The following is a 19,965-nucleotide window of genomic DNA, read 5'->3' as shown; positions in this document are numbered from 1 at the left end:
GGCAGGTTCTCCTGCCTTTTTAATATCGTTATTCTGCTTTTATTGGCAGAAACACCCACTACCTTTAGCGTTTAATAAAGGACATTATCGTGTTAAATAAATATCCTCTTTGGAAGTATTTACTACTAGGGTTTATCGTTTTATTTACCCTACTTTATGCTGCCCCAAACTTATATGGTGAAGATCCCGCCGTGCAGGTATCTGCAACGCGTGGTGCAAAAGTTGAATTATCTACTTTAGGTAAAGTAGAAGATATCCTATCAAAAGCAAACATTACGCCTAAATCAACCGTTTTAGAAGATGACCAAATTTTAATTCGATTAAAATCAAGTGAAGATCAATTATTAGCACGTGAAAATATCAGTGCAGCAATCGGCGATGGTTTTGTAGCGGCTTTAAATTTAGCGCCTTCAACACCAAGCTGGTTAGAAGCGATTGGTGGTAGCCCATTAAAATTAGGTCTTGATTTACGTGGTGGTGTTCACTTCTTAATGGAAGTGGATATGGATGAAGCCATTAGTAAAGAACAAGATCAACTTGTACAAGACTTACGTGCTGACTTGCGTGAGCAAAAAATACGTTACCGTGGCGTTGAAAAAGACAACTCTGAGACGGGTGTAATTGTCCGCTTTACTTCACAGGAAGTACTGGATAGTGCCGTTGATTATCTAAAACCACTTAATCCTGGTTATGCATTTGCTGAAAAACAAGAAAATGACATGTTTTACTTAACAGTAAGCATGACTGATGAACAATTACAAAAAGCAAAAAGCGATGCGCTAGAGCAAAATTTAGGTATTTTACGTAATCGTGTTAACGAATTGGGTGTTGCTGAACCATTGGTGCAACGTCAAGGCGTAGATCGTATTGTAGTTGAATTACCTGGTATTCAAGATACAGCACGTGCAAAAGAGATTTTAGGTGCTACGGCAACCTTAGAGTTCCATGCTGTTGATACAGACACTGATATCTCTGATGCATTAGCAGGTCGTGTTCCAGCGTCTTCTGTCGTTTATAAAGAGCGTAATGGTAACCCTGTTGTTATTAAGAAAAAGATTATTTTAGCGGGTAACCACATTGTCGATGCACAATCTAGTGCTGGCGAATATGGTGGCGCGCAAGTAAATATTGATCTTGATTCTAAAGGTGGCAGTTTAATGTCGCGCTTTACAAAAGATAATATCGGTAAACCAATGGCAACCTTGTTTATCGAATATTTACCAACGGGCAAGAAGAAAGCCAACGGTAAAGCCGCTACTGAAAAACGTATTGAAGTAGCTAATGTGGCGACTATCCAAGCGCAACTTGGTCGTAGTTTCCGTATTACTGGCTTAGATAACACTGCTGAAGCGCATAATTTAGCGATATTACTTCGTGCGGGTGCATTAACAGCACCGATTCAAATTGTTGAAGAGCGCACAATTGGTCCAAGCTTGGGTCAACAGAATATCGATAACGGTATGAAAGCGATGATCTATGGTCTATTGGCTGTGGTTATCTTTATGTTCATCTATTACCGTAAATTTGGTGCTGTTGCTAATACTGCGTTAGTTTTCAATATCGTTATGATTGTTGGTTTAATGTCAATGATCCCAGGGGCAACACTAACCTTACCTGGTATCGCCGGTATTGTATTAACTATTGGTATGGCCGTTGATGCGAATGTATTGATATTTGAGCGTATTCGTGAAGAGTTGAAAGAGGGTAAATCCATTCAACGTGCGATTAACGAAGGTTATTCAAACGCATTCTCTACGATTGCTGATGCAAATATTACAACCTTTATTACAGCGGTTATTCTATTTGCTGTGGGTACTGGTCCGGTTAAAGGTTTTGCTGTCACACTGGCTATCGGTATCTTAACTTCAATGTTTACTTCTATCTTTGGAACACGTGCGATTGTAAATGCACTGTGGGGTGGACGTAATGACATTAAAAAACTTTCAATCTAAGCAGGGTTAATTATGTTTGAAATAATCAAAACGAAACGAACGCTTAACTTCATGAAGTTTGCAAAACCTGCAACTTTGTTATCGCTGATTTTAGTGGTCATTTCTATCGGTTCATTAACCGTTAACTGGTTAAACTGGGGACTAGATTTTACCGGCGGTACATTAATTGAAGTTGGCTTTGAACAGCCAGCTAATTTGGTTGAGGTACGTAGTACGCTAGAAGCCGCTGAATTTCCTGATGCTGTTGTTCAGCATTTTGGGAGCAGTCATGATGTGATGATACGTCTTGCGCCTCGCGATGGAGTTAAAGGGCAAGTGATAGGCAATCAAGTGCTTGATTCATTAAGAGCTGCTGATTTAGGTGACGTTAGTATGCGTCGACTTGAGTTTGTTGGTCCAAATGTGGGTGATGAGCTTGCTGAGAATGGCGGTCTTGCTATTATTATCGCTTTAATTTGTATCATGATTTACGTTAGTATGCGATTTGAATGGCGTTTAGCAATGGGCTCTGTGCTTGCTTTGGCTCATGATATCATTATCACATTAGGTGTTTTCTCGTTATTCCAAATCGAATTTGATTTAACGGTATTGGCTGCATTATTAGCGGTTGTCGGTTATTCGTTAAATGATACGATTGTTGTATTTGACCGAATTCGTGAAAATTTCCGTCGTATTACTACGGATACACCTGAGCAGATTGTTGATAAATCATTAACGCAAACACTGAGCAGAACGATTATCACATCAGGAACAACGATCTTTACTTTAATTTCATTGTTCTTAGTGGGTGGTGAGTTGATTCACGGTTTTGCAACGGCTTTATTGATTGGTATTTTTGTTGGTACTTATTCTTCGATTTATGTGGCGAGTGCATTAGCTATTAGATTAGGCATCTGTCGTGAGCATATGATCCCTGAAGTAATCGAGAAAGAAGGTGCAGATCAAGAAGCAATTATGTAGTGATTGTTTTTTGAATTAGCTGTTACTTAAAAGCACTGCATTGCAGTGCTTTTTTATTATCTACCATCATTAATATTATTGATTTAATTACCTTATCTGTCACAGAAAATCTCAATTTAGCTTTTTAATGAATATCACTTAATAGGTATTAATTTAAAGACCTAAAACTTTACTTTATCAAAGATATAGTTCACTCTTAAGTTTCTTATATAAAAGGGCCGATGCATGAAAATTTCCTTTAAAGAATTATTATTAGTTTTCTCTTTTTCTACTCTTACTGCATGTTCAACTACCCAAAGCCAAGAAGACAGTTACACCTTAGCTGCAACAGGTCACGGTAGCTCTGTTTTTCCTTTAGCGGTGCCATTGCAAGTTACTTATCAAGATGAAGTTAAACTCCTACGCATTAATCAAATGATTGCAGAGAAATCGGAAGTTGATGATAAAGAGCGTGCGCTTATGTTATATCAGCGTGGCTTGATTTATGACCGAATAGGGATGGGGGCACATAGCCGATATGATTTCATGCAGGCTATCAGCCTTGACCCAACCTTAGCTGAAGCCTATAACTCGCTGGGTGTTTACTTAACCTTAGGCGGTGCTTATAACGAAGCGTTCGATGCATTTGATGCTGCTATTGAGTTATCTGATGATATGCAATATAGCTATTTACATCGTGCGGTGACATCATCTATTGTTGGTCGAGATGAAGTAGCACAAGAAGATATTAAGCATTTCTACGAATTGGACACAAATGATCCTTATCGTATTCTATGGCGTTATATTATTGATGCAAATGCTGACCCTGTGATGGCTTTAGATGAATTGAAAAAAGCAAAAGTAGACTCAGTTGATGACCGTTTTGCATGGAATATTGTTGATGTAATTAGCGGTGATTTATCTGAAAAAGTCTTTTTTGATAATATTGCTAACGCGGCAGAAGGCAATGAAGACTTAGCGCAACGTTTATGTGAAGCTTATTATTATTTAGGACATTGGCATATGAATAATAATAATTTAACGCAAGGTATCTATTATCTGAAGTTAAGTGTCGCGACAAACGTCAAAGAGTTTATTGAGTATAAGTATGCGATTATTGATTTAGCAACGATACAAAGTAAATTGCTAAAAGATGCAGAAGAAGCGCAGCAAGAGCAACAAGCGTTATAAATATAAAAGTCAAACGGATAACATCAATAGTATCCGTTTGACTATTAGCAATTCACATATTAAAAATATGTTTAAGTCTTTATTTCCCTTGTATTTTTAAAGTCTTGAGAACTAAATTCATTCAGCAGTTCAATTTCACCATCCACTTTAAATTGTAATTAATTGATTTTGTAGCCTTGGTTAATAGGGGATGCTACTTTGTATTGCTTCACGATTATATCCAGCTTTTCTTTTCCGCTTAGCAAAGCATTAGTTGCTAAATTTCAATCGAGTTAAAGTATGTCAAATATCATAGATTTTAAAGAACTAAAAACAAGAATAAAAATAGCCTCTAAAAAATCATTCGAAAATATTGAAAGTAAATATGGAAAGGGTTCGGTTACTGGATATGCTTTATGTACTGATGATAGTGCAATGACAATTTTTCATGTTACAAACATTCAGAAATCGACTGAATCGAATTATGAGTTTTCACCAGTAGAGTGGAGAATTGATTATAAGCCAGAGTTATTCGATGCTACGTAAATTAATTGAAGAGAGATTAGAAAAGCAATATGATGATGAATACGAAGATAAATTTGAAGAAATTGTTAGAGAAACTTACGATTCATTTGTAAATGCATTGCATGAATTAAAGCTAGAAGGTGTTTTTTCTGATGATGTTTTTTTAACCGTCGTCAGCACAGATCCAAGTGACAATATGATTTTGAATGCTAGGAAAGCTAATAAACAATTAAACTCTCAATCTACATTAAAAAAATGGGAAAGCTCACAGTCTCAATCTAACTAACAAGATATTAAAGCAGGACTATAATCTTCCCCCACTTTACTGGACACCCATCGTCTTTAAGTTGTAATTAATTGATTTTATAGCCTTCAATTAGTGTGGATCCGCTATTTTCTTCTCGGCCAAGATAAAGTGAATACCTAATGGAAAAATGTATTGTCTTGTTCATAATATAGAGAAGTTAAGGAATAGTTTACATTAAGCCAAGGGCTAAGCCCTTTAACCTCAATAATATAGTCTAATTACCCTCATTAACGCCTCTACAGCTCAAATTAATCAATCATTTATTGAAAATCCGAATTATCTATTGGAATCTCAACTAAATATGAATTAATGTGGTTATTTATTTTAAATAATCAGGCTGGAAATGAGAAATTCTACCGCCTCGTTAATTGCCCTCAAGTTTGGATATCATATATGAGTCAAAGAAGTATATTTATGCCTGAAGAGCAGAAGCATATTGTAGCTTCTCACAACACCTTCTCTAATGATGTTGTTGGTGTATTTGCATTTGGGATGGGCATTTCTTCTTTAGCTAGTACTAATGCAAGTGGCTTAGCTTCAATTTCATTTGTATTTTGCTGTATCTGGATGTTTTATAAAGGAATACTTATTTATCCAATACTTCGTCGAGCGTATCAAGGTATTCCTTGGTGGCAACAGACAATCGATGGTTTGTTAGAAAATATGATTTACTTAATTGGGTTAGGGTTTGTCGGTTTTGTTGCTTTGGGCTTAATAACAAGTGAAACGTTTGATACCTTTTCATTGGCAAAAATGTGGTCATCTACAGGCAACTAACAAGGTTAAATCTGAATTAATTCAACCATCAGATAAAGACTGGACCCATCGACTTTAAGTTGTAATTAATTGATTTTATAGCCTTCAATTAATGGGTGTCCGATATTATTAATTCCAGACAAGCTGATGAACGCGGCGTTAGCTACTAAAACATTGCAGTAATTCTGAACTGTTCTAGTTGACCAAGAAATATATCAATATATACAAAATGGGAGTTGTAATTGTGTTTTTTAAAAAAGGTAATAAATCCTCTAAAATTAATCTAGGTATTATGGAAGCAGAAGCAGAATCGAGTGCATCTTCTTCAGTAAAATTAATTGATGTATTCCATGACGATCTAGGAGTTCTCGAAGATCTATCTAGTCAAAAATTTATTGTAATTGGAAGAAAAGGTGCTGGTAAAAGTGCACTTGCTAGTTATATTTTTCAAACAATGGAAAATGATCCAACAGATGAATGTGAAATAATAAAACACGATGCAATTGAACGTGAATTAAATTTGCAAGGGCTTGAATCTGGTAGTGTACTTGGTCTTGATTTTTACAAGTGGCTCGTAATGGTCACCTTAATAGAATTACTACTGAAACATGAACACCTTTTTGGTGATTTAAAATCTTTCGACAAACTTAAAGAATTCATTGAAATCAATAGAGGCGGTGTAAGAATCACAGAAAGAAAAGTGGCTAATGTGGAGTTATCTAGATCTAATGGGACTAACTTCGAATTGGGAATTGATGCAAAACCACTTAAATCTTTTATGAAAACTAATGATTTAACTTCTGTCAAACAAGTGAAAAATAGCCCTTCAATTTATGAAGTTTTACCTGACTTGGAAAAAGTGATTAATAAATTATTAGCGTGCGCATCTAGAACCGCTAATGATAATACTTATTGTCTTATCTTTGATGACCTAGATATCGGCTTTAATTCGTCAAGCAAAGATAGTGTTTCAAACTTGATTGCTCTTCTACGTGCAACAAAACAACTCAACCATAAGTGGGATCGTTATAACTTTAAATGCCTCATTTTATTAAGAGATGATGTTGAGAGGTTACTTTCGAGTAGGGAAAGTGATTTGAATAAACTTTTCTCATCATACAGCACAACTTTAAATTGGTACTGTAAGGGAGATGATACACCAGATTTAAGAGCATTTATTGAAAGACGAATTTCAAGAGCATTCAAAGAAGCACAAGGTATCAATAATGCAACATGGCTTAACTTAACTAACACATTGTTTAAAGACGTTATAAACAAAACTTTTTGCAGACCAAGGGATTTAATTGCTTTTTTTGAGCCTTTAAATAGCGAAGAATTTAAATATCCTTTAACAAATGATGAAACTCAGAAATTAGCACGTAGTTACGGGCAACATATTCAAAGAGAGTTTCAAAATGAATTATCTTCCTTTTATTCTAAGGAAGAAATCAAGCTTATTATTAAAATACTTAAAAAAGTTCATGATGATGAATCTAAAATATCTGAATTACTTCCTCTTTTCGAAGACTCAGATTTAGATGCTCAAGAAGTTTTAAAAGACTTATATAATCGTTCATTTCTTGGTATGAGAAACTCGAAAGGGCATGTGTTCTTTAAGTATAAATTTTTAAAGGGCCATACTTATGGAGCAGAGTTGAACTTAGACCATGACCATAAGCTATTAACTCACACTGTATTTGAACATCAATTTCAAGATTTCTATTAAATTCAGTGTGTAATCGCAGCTAACAAGTGACTATGGTGTCAAATCCTAATTTTAATTCATTTTAGGATCTCACATGACACCATCTCTAACCATCGAATTTAATATGATAACCATCTTGCGAACGCAGGCTATTATTGCTGTTTTCTTTGGCTTTCCTGCGGTCACTAATCGTTGATATGTGTTTTTGAAAACGGGATTACACTGCATTGCTGACATCATTGCCATGTACATGACGGTTCTTATTTTATGGCGGCCACCACGTATGTTTCGTTGACCTTCATAACAGCCACTTTCTTTATTAAATGGGGCTACACCAATTAAGGACGCTGCTTGTTTATTTGGAAAAGACTGGAGAAAAGACTGGACACCCATCGACTTTAAGTTGTAATTAATTGATTTTTTAGATCTTAATTAATGGGTATCACTATTATTATTCAGCTTTTCACAGACTTTAAGGCGGAGAAGTCTCACGCTAATGTGGCTGCGATATGGTCACCGTTGAGCTTTTCCAATCGATGAATTCTTTTTAGTAAAGCCAAGCAGGATGTTTGGATTAGTTGAGGCTAGTGGATGGATGCACGTCCGAAACGGTACGTTTAAAATGAGTGATTTGATTGGATAAGAAAGCTATTCGGTGTCAGTCTTTTTGCCTGTTGTGGGTAAAAAGTTTCTTCTGAGCAAGAAAAAGTAAAGTCGCTGACAGGGCGAAAATACTGAAATTAATCATCTAAACGCTACAACGAGCGAAGACGAGTTAAAGCAATTAAATATTGGAAAACTACTCATTGAATTCATTTTAGTAAGGCTAAACAGGATGTTTAGATTAGTTGAGGCTAGTGCATGGATGTGCGTCCGAAACATTGCGTTTAAAATGAGTGATTTGCTTGGATAAGAAAGCTATTCAGTGTCAGTCTTTTTGCCTGCTGTGGGTAAAAAGTTTCCTCTGACCAAGAAAAAGTCAAGTCGCCGATAGGGTAAACATACTGCAATTAATGATCTCAATACCACAACGAGCAAAGACCAGTTAAAGGGCAATCAAATTAGTCAATAATATCGAGGTAAAGACTGGACACCCATTGACTTTAAATTGTAATTAATTGATTTTATAGTCTTTAATTAATGAGTGTTCGCTATTATTATTCAGCTTTTCACAGACTTTAGGGGCGGAGAAGTCTCACGCTAATGTGGCTGCGATATGGTCACCGTTGAGCTTTCCCAATCATTGAATTCATTTTAGTAAAGCCAAATAGGATGTTTAGATTAGTTGAGGCTAGTGCATGGAGCGATTTATGCGACAGCATAGTGTTATGAGCGGGCTAAGCGCTGCTTGCCCCTTGTATGTCCGAAACGGTACGTTTAAAATGAGTGATTGGATTGGATAAGAAAGTGATTCGGTGTCAGTCTTTTTGACTGTTGTGGGTAAAAAGTTTCTTCTGACCAAGAAAAAGTCGCCGACATCGCGAACATACTGCAATTAATCATCTCAAAACAACGACGAGCGAAGACCAGTTAAAGGGCAATCAAATCAGTCAATAATATCGTAGAAATATCAATTCCCACAGGGAGCATGGGAACTAGGATATCCCCATGCAGACCATGAGGACTATATACGTTGAAGTACGGGAACTAAAAAGCAGTACCATTTCTGCGCTGAATAACTACTTGCCTAAAGTTGCTTTAAAATCTTCATATCCAAACTCATTCAATAGTTCAATTTCACCATCTACTTTTTCAAAGTAAATACTTGGCATTTTTAAACCATTAAACCAGTTCAATTTGACCATGGTATAACCAGCACTGTCTAGTAAATGTAGTTTTTGACCTATTTCTAACGGCTCATCAAACTGGTAAAGGCTGGACACCCATCGACTTTAAGTTGTAATTAATTGATTTTATAGCCTTCAACTAATGGAGAGCTACTATTTTGTTTTAATTATTTTACAAGGTACTTTAAAAGCTGTTGCTTTAACTCATCGTATAACTGCTGTTGCACTTCCTCTAGCTGATATTTACTGCGATCTAAGCACACTCGCAGGCTACCAAGTTTAGGTAACCCATCTAATCTAGTCACAGTATCTGGTTGACCAAAGGAGGAGCGAACCGTAATACCTAATCCTGCTTCAACCGCTCGCCATAGATCACTTAAACTTCTCCCCACAAAATTAATTTTCCAGGGGATTCCATGATGGTCTAATGCTTGTGTCGCTTGTTGTTTTATGCCACAAACGCCATCAAGCATGACTAAGGGAATGGGTTTAGACAATTGAACGGATTCCTTTAAGTGTGCATTGATTGGACCATACCAATGTAGTGGTAATTCTGCCAACAACTCACTGTATGGAGCTGCTTTTTCGCCTTCCCAACCTAATGAAAAGTCTAAATCGCCAGATTGGATCCCTGAGATGAGTGCTTTATGGCGACCCACAAATGATTGAAGTTGTAATTGAGGGTGAAAACGTGAAAATGCACCCAATAATTGAAGTAATAACACTTCGCTGAAGTCTTCTTGTAAACCAAAAGCGACTTTAGTCTCTAGTGTATTTCCACCTAGTCGATGCAGTGCTTCATCGTTTAATTTCAGCATACGTCGAGCATAAGCCAAAATTATTTCCCCTGCCTCGGTTGGTCGAAGGTGCCGACCAACTTTAGTAACCAAGGCTGTATTGCATTGTTGTTCCAGTTTTTTAAGTTGAGCGCTAGCAGCTGAAGGCGAACGATTAAGTCGTTCAGAAGCAAGTGCAAAGTTACCTAACTCGATACCAAGTACAAAACACCTTAGGGCATCTAAATCTAAATTACGCATGTTAATCATCCATAAAATCAAAACTGTTTGTTTTAATAGTTTTGATTTTTCAAATTAAAAAGTCAACTTATAATTACCCATGAATTAAATCATCTAGGAGAAGTATATGACGACTAAAGAACAAGAGCTGCTTACTATGTTTAGCAAAGTGGCTCCTCAATTTCATAATCTTACGCTTGATGTCTTGTTTGGTGAAGTGTGGACAGAACAAACGTTAACTCAACGAGAACGTAGTTTGATTACCGTTGCAGCGTTGGTTTCCTTAAATCGAGTTGAACAACTTCCAGGGCATTTAACCCGAGCCTTGAGTAATGGTATTAGTGTAGAAGAGTTGAGCGCAACAATAACGCATCTGGCTTTTTATACTGGGTGGCCAACGGCCGCTTCTGCGATAGAACGATTAGGTGAAATGAATACACTGAGGGATTGCTAATGCCTTTTACACGTATATCAATGAATCGTGAACTATTTGAAACTCATCAACAGGAAGTTTCAGTTATTTTACAGCAGTGTTTAGAAACATATTTCGATGTTCCGAAGGGGGATTGTTTTCAGCTATTTGATGTTCATAGCCAGCAACAAAAGGTTTTTGATAAATATTATCCGGACCTAACAGAAGGACGAAATGACGCTGGTATTTTATTTCATATATTCGCAGGAAAACCACGTAGTCAAGAGCAAAAGCGCGCATTGTATAAAGCGCTTTGTGAATGTCTCGTGCAGCGTACGAATATTAATAAAGAAGATGTTATGGTGATACTTCAATTCAATAATCGAGAGGATTGGTCTTTTTCATCGGGCCTTTCTGCTAGTGATATAAAAGGAAACATAAAATGATAATAAAGTGATGGTAAAGTGCTTGGAAAGTGCTGGACACCCATCGACTTTTTAATTGTAATTAATTGATTTTATAGCCTTTAATTAATGGGTGTTCGCTATTATTATTCAGCTTTTCACAGACTTTGAGGCGGAGAAGTCTCACACTAATGTGGCTACGGCATGGTCACCGTTAAGCTTTCCCAATCAATGAATTCATTTTAGTAAAGCCAAACAGGATGTTTGGGTTAGTTGAGGCTAGTGCATGGAGCGATTTATGCGACAGCATAGTGTTATGAGCGGGCTAAGCGCTGCTTGCCCCTTGTACGTCCGAAACGGTGCGTTTACAATGATTGATTTGATTTTATAAGAAAGCGATTCGGTGTCAGTCTTTTTGCCTGTTGTGGGTAAAAAGTTTCTTCTGACCAAGAAAAAGTGGAGTTGCCGACAGGGCGAACATACTGCAATTAATCATCTCAATGCCACAATGAGCGAAGGCGAGTTAAAGGGCAATCAAATCAGTCAATAATATGGTAGAAATATCAAGTCCCACACAGAGCATGGGAGTTAGGGGATCCCCACGCAGACCATGGGGACTATAAACGCTGAAGTGGGGGAGCTAAAAAGCAGTACATTTCTAGGCTGAATAACTACTTACCTAATGTTGCTTTAAAATCCTCATATCCAAACTCATTCAATAGCTTAATTTCACCATCTACTTTTTCAAAGTAAATACTTGGCATTTTTAAACCATTAAACCAATTCAGTTTGACCATGGTATAACCTGCACTGTCTAGTAAATGTAGTTTTTGACCTATTTTTAACGGCTCATCAAATTGTGTTTCACAAAACTGATCGCCGGCTAAACAAGAACAAGAGCCAATAATATAGGGATGCGTTCCTGTATCGCTTGCTTCTTTAACTGATGCAGGTTCATTGTAGATTAAGGTATCTAAACGATGTGCTTCTGTTGCGCTATCAACAATCGCTGTTTGTTTTTCATTTTCGACAATATCGATAACACTGACCACTAAATCAGCGGTACGTGTGATTATTGCTTCACCTGGCTCTAGGTAAACTTGTAATTGGTGTTTCTCCGAGAATGCCTTTAATGCTAACCCTAATTTTTCAATTGGGTAATCAGGGTAAGTAAAAAAGATACCGCCACCTAAGCTTAACCAATCTAATTTATCTAAATAGTCAGCAAAGGTTGAAGAGATATGATCTAATACGGCAATGAAAGCATCAACGTCTTTATTTTCACAATTCATATGAAACATAAAACCATCAACTTTATTTAATACTGTTAAGTCGAGTAATTGTTGTTTCACACCAAGGCGAGAATAGGGACGTGCTGGGTTAGCCAAGTCCTGTCCTGCTACGCTCATTTCTGGATTAATTCTTAAACCTAATGAGGCACTTTGATGGCAAGTTTCATAATGTGCATTGAGTTGCGATAAGGAGTTGAATATTATCTTATCTGCTAGTGGTTTTACCGCTTCAATATCCGCATTTGAATAGCCAACACTATAGGCATGTGTTTCACCGCCAAAAGTCTCATGCCCAAGCTTTACTTCATAGGGACCAGAGCTTGTTGTGCCATCTAGATAGGGTTTGATGGTGTCAAATGTGCCCCAAGTAGAAAAACATTTTAAGGCTAAGACTAATTTAGCACCTGAAATCTCTTTTAGCTTTTTGGCCTTTTCAAGATTATTAATCAATGCTTGTTCATTGATCATGAAATAAGGCGTGTTTAAACTTTCTTTATTAAGTGGTTGTGTGCTTGATATCATGGCATGCCCAAATAAAATAAAGGCGAACTTGATGTCGCCTTGAATTGATATTAATTGAAGTGAAGCTTATTCAGCTTCAAGCTCCATCACTTCCCAGCTTAAGCCTATTGTTGGCATTAAATCTAAAAAATGATCCGGGTTTAATTGTTCAACATTAAACAGGCCTTTGTCACTCCACTTACCTTGGAAGTATAACAGTGCGGCTGTGATCGCTGGTACACCCGTTGTGTAAGAGATTGCTTGGTGTTCAACCTCATTATATGACGCTTTATGGTCACAAATATTATAAATAAAGATACTTTTTGCTTTACCTTCTTTTTTACCACGTAACCAAGTACCAATACAGGTTTTACCTGTGTAACCAGGTGCGAGTGATGTTGGATCAGGTAGTATCGCTTTTAATACTTTAAGTGGTTCAACGGTAATGCCGTCACAGGTTGTAACCGGTTTGGTATCCAATAAACCAATAGTGCGCATAACGTTAAAGAAGTTTAAGTAACTGTCTGAAAAGCCCATCCAAAACTCGATACGTTTAGCAGGAATGAACTCGGCCATAGAGCGTACTTCATCGTGTGCCATTGAGTAGACTTTTTGTTTACCGACAACAGGGAAGTCAAATTCCATCATACGACTATGACAAGGCACTTGATTCCATTTTCCATCTTCATAATAAAAAGAGTCACCTTGGATCTCGAGCATATTGGTTTCAGGGTCAAAGTTAGTGGCAAATTTTTGACCGTGGTCACCAGCATTAACATCCATCACATCGATGCTATCAATTTCGTCGAACAAGTGTTTGTGGGCATAAGTAGCAAATACACTCACTACACCTGGATCAAAACCTGCACCTAAAATACCTGTGATTCCGGCTTCTTTAAAGCGCTCTGTAAAGGCCCATTGTGGATCGTAAGCTTCAGGTACTTGCTGGCCTGGGCTACATAAATCAGTCGCAACTGAGGTATCTAAGTAAGCTGTTTTGGTTTGTACACAAGCTTCCATTATTTTAACGTTCACCCATGGCGGTCCAGCGTTAATAACCAGTTTAGGTTGAACATCTTCAATTAATGCAATCAATGATTCAATATCATCTGCATCAATGGCAACAGCATTAATTGTTTTAGACGTATCTTTTAGGTTGTTACGCCCTTTGATAGAGGTGATGATTTTTTCACACTTTGAAAGGGTGCGAGAAGCAATAGTAATATTACCAAATACATCATTATTTTGTGCACACTTATGTGCGATAACCCAACCTACGCCACCGGCGCCAATTTGTAGTATAGACATTGACATTCCTATTCTTTATATACGATTTCTTTAAATTATTTTTAACTAACGACGGCTTAACAACGTAATCCGTGTTAGTTATCTCATTGTTTATTAATTATTTTGTGTTGATTAGTGCAAGTGTACTGTGTTCAATTTTTTCCAGTAATAAATCAAAATCACTAAGCGTTAAACATGGGCTAAGTAACGTAAATTTAAGTACTAACTTGCCATCAACTTTTGTTTCTGCAATCACAGCATTACCCGAGGTAAGTAACTGTAAGCGTAACGTTTGGTGTAATTGATTAAATTGCTGGTCGCTTAAATCACCCTGAATTTCCGAAGATAAGCGAAATAAAACAGTTGATAATAGAGGCGTGCAACATAGCTCAAAATGCTTGTGTTGTTGGATCTTTGTCGCAACTTGTTGTGTTAACGATAATAAATAATCATAAAACTCACCAAACTGTTTTACGCCTACAGCCTTTAATGTCATGAACATTTTTAATGCATCAAAACGCTTGGTTGTTGCAATGCTTTTATCCACTAAGTTTGGTAATTCATCGCCTTCTCGGTTTAAATAGTCGGCGTGATGTAATAATGTATTAAAGTTTGCTTTATCTTTAATTAGCAGGGCACCACAACTAATTGTTTGATAGAAGAGTTTATGGAAGTCGACGCTAATTGAGTCTGCTGATTCAATGCCTTTTAACCGTGATTTATGCTGTTCGCTTAATTGTAGTGCAGCGCCATACGCGCCATCGACATGTGACCAACAACCTGCTGCTTTTGCAATATCAACAACGGTTTGTAGATCATCAATAGCACCGTGGTCTGTCGTGCCTGCCATTGCAACCACCGCAAAAGGTAATAACCCATCAGCTTTTAATGTATCAATAGTGTGTTGTAACGCTTGAGTATCAATTTTGCCTTGAACGTTGGTTTTTACTAATACGACACTGCGTTCGCCAAGTCCCATTAATGACGCGGATTTTTGTACTGTAAAGTGGCTTTTATCAGAGCAAATAATACGCATTTTAGATGAGTACTCAGGTAAGCCATTTTGCTGTACATCATGTTGCGATTGTTGGTAAGCAAACCAATCACGAGCTAATAGCAATCCCATTAAATTACTTTGTGTTCCACCGCTAGTAAAGACACCATCAGCGCGCTCACCTAATTGATAAATGTCACATAACCAATCCACTATTTTTTGCTCTACAAACGTCGCTGCGGGTGCTTGATCCCATGAATCCATTGATTGATTCAAAGCGGCGATAAAATGCTCTGCGACAATTGATGCAATTAAAGGCGGCGTATGCAAATGCGCAATCGTATGAGGGTGCTGAACAAGCAAGGAGTTTTTAGCAATCAGCGCATTAGTTTCTTGGATAACATTTTCTAATGAACTGGGTGTTGAAAAATCCACCGCATTAATTTGTGCTTTCAATTGCACAGGCTCAAGTCCAGAGTAAGGCGCGTTGGCCTCCTGAAATAGTTGATTGATTGCTTGTTGAGTCTGCTTAGTTGCTTGCTCAAAAGCTTGGTTATCTCCAAGTTGAGCAAAATACTGAGACCAATTGTTAGACCATGTCATTATTGAGCACCCGCTGCTAGCTGAATGGCCTTTTCAAACGTATCAATGACAAAATTTATTTGTACTTCACTGATGATTAATGGCGGCAAGAAGCGTAATACTGCACCTTGACGTCCACCTTTTTCAATAATCAAACCGAGTTCAAGTGCTGCACGTTGAATTTTTGCTGCTAATTCAGGATCGGCTTCAGGGTGGCCTAAGTTGTTTATTTGACCCGGCTTAATCATTTCTACCCCATTCATTAAGCCGCGGCCGCGCACTTCACCGATTTGTGGGAAGTTAGCTTGTATACGACGTAATCCACTGCGTAATTGTTCTCCGCGTGTTGCCGCATTCTCCGTTAAATTATCACGTTGAATAATTTCTAATGTTTTAGCACCACTTGCCATTGCAAGTTGGTTACCACGGAATGTCCCTGTATGTTCACCGGCACTCCAACAATCAAACTTTTCATGAAATAAGATAACTGACATCGGCATACTGCCACCAATTGCTTTTGATAAAATTAATATATCAGGTTCAATACCAGATGCTTCAAAAGCAAAATGATCACCACTACGCCCAATTCCACATTGAATTTCATCAAATATTAATAGAATGCCATGCTCAGTAGTAATACGGCGTAATGCTTGTAGCCATTCTTTAGGGGCAGGGAGAACACCGCCTTCGCCTTGAATAGGCTCAACAATGATTGCAGCGGGTTTGGTTATGCCTGATTCATCATCACATAAAACAGACTCAATATAACGAATACTTTGTGAAGCACCTTGCTCGCCACCTAAACCAAATTTACAACGTAAATGGTATGGAAAAGGCATAAAATGAACATCCGACATTAAACCTGTGCGACGACTTTTTGCACCTAAGTTACCGGTAAGCGCTAATGAACCATTGGTCATACCGTGATAAGCGCCATGGAACGAGAGCATGGTATTACGCTTGGTATAGAGCTTTGCTAATTTAATAGCTGCTTCAACGGCGTCTGCACCAGAAGGTCCACAAAATTGAATGCGCGCAGTTTTGGCGAAATTAGTCGGTAAAAATTGCATAACAGCTTTAGTAAATGCTTCTTTACTTGGCGTTGTTAAATCTAAGGTTTGATAAGGGACACCTGCATTGATTTGATTAATCAATACTTGGTTTATCTCACTGTGGTTATAACCTAATGGTAATGCGCCTGCGCCTGCTAAACAATCTAGATAAACTTGTCCTTTGGTATCTTCAACAATCACACCACGACTTGTTTTAATCGCAATAGGTAAGCGACGAGGGTATGAGCGTACTTCAGACTCATAATGCTCTTGGCTTAATAACACTTGATCGGGCGTTAAGTCATAAGCCGACCTCACTACAGGTACTTCGAGCTCATTTGTTGGGTGGCACTCTGGTGCTAAATTTAGGACGTTAGACATGTTACGCTCCGCTAAATTGAAAAAATACAACAGAAAATTCTGCTTATTTAAATAATCAGATATATAAAATATGAATAGCAATAATTTTTAATGACAGATAAATATAAAACTTAAATACAATGTGCTTGGTTGACACAAAATATGCGTAGACTGTTTAAACTCAAGGTTCTACAGTCAGTGGCTCTCTAAGTTTTAATAAATATTGTTCTTGAGGTGTTAAATAACGAATAAGAGGTTCAGATGAATCAATGTAAATATATTGCATTGTAAAAACCTCCTTTAAGTCGTTTCGTTATTTAAAATATGGGGTGATTTATAAAATCGCGCGCATTCTAACATCGTTTATAATTCGTGCAAGTGTAAAAGTACTTTATTTAAATAAAAAATAAGATGCTACTAACCTATTGATTTTAAATAAATGTATCTCTCTATCCATTATGGATAATTTAGATCATTTTCTTTTCATTTGTGGGGGTTCTATCAATACTCTTAAATAAACTAGCCATCTGACTTGGTTGATCATAACTATCTGGTTTAAAATAATTATTTCTGAATAAAATACACAATGTTGTAAACAAGTGAGCTAATGTGTCAAATATCAAACAAATATTAGTCGTTGATGATGATCAATCGATCCGCGAGTTATTATCTGAATATTTAACTAAGATGGGGTTTTCTGTTAACTCGGCTGCAGATGGCATTGAAATGGCACTACAACTTAAAATAAGTCAACCTGACCTTATTATTCTTGATGTGATGATGCCGGGCGATGATGGTTTTGTTTTATGCCAACGTGTGAGACAAGAATCTAATGTCCCGATTATTATGCTAACTGCCAATTCCGATGAAGTGGATAGAGTATTAGGTTTAGAGATTGGGGCCGATGACTATATGGCGAAACCCTTTAGTCCACGCGAATTATTGGCGCGCGTTAAAGCACTATTACGCCGCAGTGCATTCCATCAAGAGACAGTGCCAACAACAAAACCAAGATATATCCAATTTTCCGGTTGGAAGCTAGATACGTTACAGCATAGTTTAAGCAGTGATGAGCACGAAGCCTTATCTTTAACGGGGGCTGATTTTCAATTATTGATGTTATTTCTCGACAATCCTAACCAAGTTATCTCTAGAGATAGGATTTGCCAAGCATTACATGGGCGCAATGCGTTTGCTAATGAACGTGGAATCGATGTGCATCTTAGTCGCTTACGTCAAAACCTAGGTGATGATGCTAAAAGCCCACAGATTATAAAAACGTTACGTGGGGCAGGTTATGTTTGGATAGCTGAAGTTCAAGTATTGAATGAGTAGGTAAAGGGGACTGACTGACATGCTTAGTCGTTTCGAGATAAAGCACTATCATCAACCAGAGAGGATAGTGCTACAACTAGATTAATCCGCCTTAATAGTACTTTTAACCAACCACTTTTGTATGCTGAATAAGATTAAGTCACATATGATCAACTCAATGGTCGACTCTAAAATATGAGCAAAGTCTAAATTAAATTCATTACCACGGAATAAAGCGACAACAAGTAATACGATTGACACGCCTATCAGTAACATCATTATTAAACCGAGTGCATTACTTAATGTGATGATAACGGCTCTGGTGTTTGTTTTTAACTCTTTAATTAAATCCTCTTTACTTACATCAGGGCGTTTTGTTTGAATGTTAACTAATTTTGCAGCAAAGCTATTTACCGTTAAAGCGATAGTATAAGTGGTTAATATGAAAGCAACTTTTTGGCTATTAACAAAAGAGGTTAAGAACTCTGCAACCCAGGTCGCAAAAGGGGAGGACTGTGAGTCAGCGTAAATAAAGTCAAAAGCAAACAGGAAACTTAATACCAGTGCAGGGATACCAAATAATAATGTAATAATGCACAGCAGTTTAAAATGTTCTAAATATCGATGACGTATAAACATCGAAATAATTATGTTCGTTAATATCTTCATATTTAGTTTGCCTTAGTGTGTTAATTACGATTAATAATGTTTAGTCGTCATCAATGAGTCATCTTATATGTTAAGAGTATATATAACCTCATTATTTTGTGAACATTTAGTTAAAAATTACACTAGTTAAGCATTAAATCAAGGCTTTAAAAATAGTGGCTATCACTGCTGGCTTATTGATATTGCTATGATGTTAACGAAAACTTCAGTATCACTGTGCTTATACTTTACAGCTTGAGTTAAAAATTCAATCAACTTTAAATTTTTACCGATTAAAATTTCACTTTATTTTGATCAATAAATACCTGTTGCTGCGCCACCGATTACGGCATTATCTGGCTTTAGCTACATTAATTCAGCACCTATTACACAGTTTTTACTGATATAAATGGATCTTTCAAAGTTAATTTGATGAACTGTAGGCTTACTGAGTAGTGCTTTTTTATTTTCATAGGTGCATTTAAAAGGTAATTGATACTGATGTTTCATTATTCTATTTTTATTTTATTAGGTTCTTTTTTTCTGATCGAAGAAATACAAGCCAAACAGTCTTTAAGGGTGACTGCAAGCGCTTATACCTCAAGAGCTGGTGAGACTGACTCCACGCCTAACATTGCAGCCTGGGGCGATACTTTAAAACCAGGTATGAAGTCGATTGCTGTTTCTAGAGACTTAATCAAAATGGGATTAACCCATAATCAAGAAGTGCGGATTGAAGGTTTTAAGGGCACATTTAGAGTACTCGATAAAATGCATTACCGCTGGAAAAAGAAAATCGATATTTACATGGGTAATAATGTTCAAAAAGCCAAACAATGGGGCAGGAGAAAAGTGACCATCCATTGGACGAAAAATAAAAAGTAATAGTGGTGACTCAATCTTATTACATTTTACTTAGGTGAAGTTTGTTTTGGTTTTTTATTTTGACGCAAGCAGGGAGA

The 19,965-nt window shown here is 37.1% G+C and carries 18 protein-coding genes and 1 pseudogene; 11 read left to right on the top strand and 8 right to left on the bottom strand.

What is annotated here, in order from left to right:
* Window positions 1-89 precede the first annotated feature (89 nt).
* The 7 genes from secD to V6256_RS10895 all read left to right on the top strand — a co-directional run bounded on the left by secD (window position 90) and on the right by V6256_RS10895 (window position 7,375).
* Window positions 90-1,952 (top strand): protein translocase subunit SecD, encoded by a 1,863-nt coding sequence (gene secD, locus V6256_RS10925; RefSeq protein ID WP_341598246.1) that lies wholly within the window; start codon window positions 90-92, stop codon window positions 1,950-1,952.
* A gap of 12 nt (window positions 1,953-1,964) precedes the next feature.
* The gene (gene secF / locus V6256_RS10920) at window positions 1,965-2,912 is read left to right on the top strand and encodes a protein translocase subunit SecF (RefSeq protein WP_341598245.1); all 948 of its coding nucleotides are present in this window, start codon (window positions 1,965-1,967) and stop codon (window positions 2,910-2,912) included.
* Between the two features lie 225 nt (window positions 2,913-3,137).
* Entirely contained in the window at window positions 3,138-4,082 is a 945-nt protein-coding gene (gene nlpI, locus V6256_RS10915) for a lipoprotein NlpI (protein WP_341598244.1), read from the top strand.
* Between the two features lie 279 nt (window positions 4,083-4,361).
* On the top strand, window positions 4,362-4,607 hold the full coding sequence (locus V6256_RS10910; RefSeq protein ID WP_341598243.1) for a hypothetical protein: 246 nt from the start codon (window positions 4,362-4,364) through the stop codon (window positions 4,605-4,607).
* Window positions 4,597-4,872, top strand: a complete 276-nt coding sequence (locus V6256_RS10905; RefSeq protein ID WP_341598242.1) for a DUF4303 domain-containing protein — start codon at window positions 4,597-4,599, stop codon at window positions 4,870-4,872. The genes V6256_RS10910 and V6256_RS10905 overlap by 11 nt, the downstream gene beginning before the upstream one ends.
* Before the next feature lie 414 nt (window positions 4,873-5,286).
* A complete protein-coding gene (locus V6256_RS10900; protein WP_341598241.1) occupies window positions 5,287-5,670 on the top strand; it encodes a hypothetical protein in 384 nt (127 codons plus the stop codon).
* 223 nt (window positions 5,671-5,893) lie between these two features.
* Window positions 5,894-7,375 (top strand): P-loop ATPase, Sll1717 family, encoded by a 1,482-nt coding sequence (locus tag V6256_RS10895; protein ID WP_341598240.1) that lies wholly within the window; start codon window positions 5,894-5,896, stop codon window positions 7,373-7,375.
* 69 nt (window positions 7,376-7,444) lie between these two features.
* Here the strand turns inward: V6256_RS10895 and V6256_RS10890 are convergent.
* The 3 genes and pseudogenes from V6256_RS10890 to V6256_RS10880 all read right to left on the bottom strand — a co-directional run.
* Window positions 7,445-7,714, bottom strand: a pseudogene (locus V6256_RS10890) (transposase); the annotation flags it as partial.
* 1,319 nt (window positions 7,715-9,033) lie between these two features.
* A complete protein-coding gene (locus V6256_RS10885) occupies window positions 9,034-9,237 on the bottom strand; it encodes a hypothetical protein (protein ID WP_341598239.1) in 204 nt (67 codons plus the stop codon).
* A 71-nt stretch (window positions 9,238-9,308) separates the two neighbouring features.
* Entirely contained in the window at window positions 9,309-10,178 is an 870-nt protein-coding gene (locus tag V6256_RS10880; RefSeq protein ID WP_341598238.1) for a LysR family transcriptional regulator, read from the bottom strand.
* Between the two features lie 106 nt (window positions 10,179-10,284).
* Between V6256_RS10880 and V6256_RS10875 the strand changes: the two genes are divergently transcribed.
* Window positions 10,285-10,611 carry a carboxymuconolactone decarboxylase family protein gene (locus tag V6256_RS10875; protein ID WP_341598237.1) on the top strand — a complete coding sequence of 109 codons (327 nt, stop codon included), beginning with the start codon at window positions 10,285-10,287 and terminating at the stop codon, window positions 10,609-10,611.
* Complete coding sequence (locus tag V6256_RS10870) at window positions 10,611-11,015, top strand: tautomerase family protein (protein WP_341598236.1); 405 nt, start codon at window positions 10,611-10,613, stop codon at window positions 11,013-11,015. Before V6256_RS10875 ends, V6256_RS10870 begins: the two co-directional genes overlap by 1 nt.
* Window positions 11,016-11,644: 629 nt before the next feature.
* Here V6256_RS10870 and nspC read toward each other — a convergent pair.
* The 4 genes from nspC to V6256_RS10850 form a co-directional block, all read right to left on the bottom strand.
* Window positions 11,645-12,787: a carboxynorspermidine decarboxylase gene (gene nspC, locus V6256_RS10865; protein WP_341598235.1), complete on the bottom strand. Its 1,143-nt coding sequence runs from the start codon at window positions 12,785-12,787 to the stop codon at window positions 11,645-11,647.
* 66 nt (window positions 12,788-12,853) lie between these two features.
* The gene (locus V6256_RS10860) at window positions 12,854-14,074 is read right to left on the bottom strand and encodes a carboxynorspermidine synthase (RefSeq protein WP_341598234.1); all 1,221 of its coding nucleotides are present in this window, start codon (window positions 14,072-14,074) and stop codon (window positions 12,854-12,856) included.
* A gap of 97 nt (window positions 14,075-14,171) precedes the next feature.
* Window positions 14,172-15,650 carry a pyridoxal phosphate-dependent decarboxylase family protein gene (locus V6256_RS10855; RefSeq protein ID WP_341598233.1) on the bottom strand — a complete coding sequence of 493 codons (1,479 nt, stop codon included), beginning with the start codon at window positions 15,648-15,650 and terminating at the stop codon, window positions 14,172-14,174.
* Window positions 15,650-17,062 (bottom strand): diaminobutyrate--2-oxoglutarate transaminase family protein, encoded by a 1,413-nt coding sequence (locus V6256_RS10850; RefSeq protein WP_341598232.1) that lies wholly within the window; start codon window positions 17,060-17,062, stop codon window positions 15,650-15,652. Before V6256_RS10850 ends, V6256_RS10855 begins: the two co-directional genes overlap by 1 nt.
* Window positions 17,063-17,650: 588 nt before the next feature.
* Here V6256_RS10850 and V6256_RS10845 point away from each other — a divergent pair.
* Complete coding sequence (locus V6256_RS10845) at window positions 17,651-18,376, top strand: response regulator (protein ID WP_341598231.1); 726 nt, start codon at window positions 17,651-17,653, stop codon at window positions 18,374-18,376.
* Between the two features lie 81 nt (window positions 18,377-18,457).
* Here the strand turns inward: V6256_RS10845 and V6256_RS10840 are convergent, their stop codons facing one another.
* Complete coding sequence (locus V6256_RS10840; RefSeq protein WP_341598230.1) at window positions 18,458-19,024, bottom strand: hypothetical protein; 567 nt, start codon at window positions 19,022-19,024, stop codon at window positions 18,458-18,460.
* Between the two features lie 480 nt (window positions 19,025-19,504).
* Between V6256_RS10840 and V6256_RS10835 the strand changes: the two genes are divergently transcribed.
* Window positions 19,505-19,888, top strand: a complete 384-nt coding sequence (locus V6256_RS10835) for a 3D domain-containing protein (protein WP_341598229.1) — start codon at window positions 19,505-19,507, stop codon at window positions 19,886-19,888.
* Window positions 19,889-19,965: the final 77 nt, after the last annotated feature.

Source organism: Psychromonas aquatilis (assembly GCF_038155185.1).
Lineage (GTDB): Bacteria > Pseudomonadota > Gammaproteobacteria > Enterobacterales > Psychromonadaceae > Psychromonas > Psychromonas aquatilis.
This window is presented reverse-complemented; position numbering and strand designations above follow the sequence as displayed.

Excerpts from the sequence above, each read along its gene's own strand:
- V6256_RS10835 (WP_341598229.1), top strand. The coding sequence starts at position 19,505 with ATGTTTCATTATTCTATTTTTATTTTATTAGGTTCTTTTTTTCTGATC.
- V6256_RS10905 (WP_341598242.1), top strand. The coding sequence starts at position 4,597 with ATGCTACGTAAATTAATTGAAGAGAGATTAGAAAAGCAATATGATGAT.
- V6256_RS10850 (WP_341598232.1), bottom strand. The coding sequence starts at position 17,062 with ATGTCTAACGTCCTAAATTTAGCACCAGAGTGCCACCCAACAAATGAG.
- V6256_RS10870 (WP_341598236.1), top strand. The coding sequence starts at position 10,611 with ATGCCTTTTACACGTATATCAATGAATCGTGAACTATTTGAAACTCAT.
- V6256_RS10840 (WP_341598230.1), bottom strand. The coding sequence starts at position 19,024 with ATGAAGATATTAACGAACATAATTATTTCGATGTTTATACGTCATCGA.
- V6256_RS10860 (WP_341598234.1), bottom strand. The coding sequence starts at position 14,074 with ATGTCTATACTACAAATTGGCGCCGGTGGCGTAGGTTGGGTTATCGCA.
- V6256_RS10880 (WP_341598238.1), bottom strand. The coding sequence starts at position 10,178 with ATGCGTAATTTAGATTTAGATGCCCTAAGGTGTTTTGTACTTGGTATC.
- V6256_RS10910 (WP_341598243.1), top strand. The coding sequence starts at position 4,362 with ATGTCAAATATCATAGATTTTAAAGAACTAAAAACAAGAATAAAAATA.
- nspC (WP_341598235.1), bottom strand. The coding sequence starts at position 12,787 with ATGATATCAAGCACACAACCACTTAATAAAGAAAGTTTAAACACGCCT.
- nlpI (WP_341598244.1), top strand. The coding sequence starts at position 3,138 with ATGAAAATTTCCTTTAAAGAATTATTATTAGTTTTCTCTTTTTCTACT.
- V6256_RS10875 (WP_341598237.1), top strand. The coding sequence starts at position 10,285 with ATGACGACTAAAGAACAAGAGCTGCTTACTATGTTTAGCAAAGTGGCT.
- secF (WP_341598245.1), top strand. The coding sequence starts at position 1,965 with ATGTTTGAAATAATCAAAACGAAACGAACGCTTAACTTCATGAAGTTT.
- V6256_RS10900 (WP_341598241.1), top strand. The coding sequence starts at position 5,287 with ATGAGTCAAAGAAGTATATTTATGCCTGAAGAGCAGAAGCATATTGTA.
- V6256_RS10855 (WP_341598233.1), bottom strand. The coding sequence starts at position 15,650 with ATGACATGGTCTAACAATTGGTCTCAGTATTTTGCTCAACTTGGAGAT.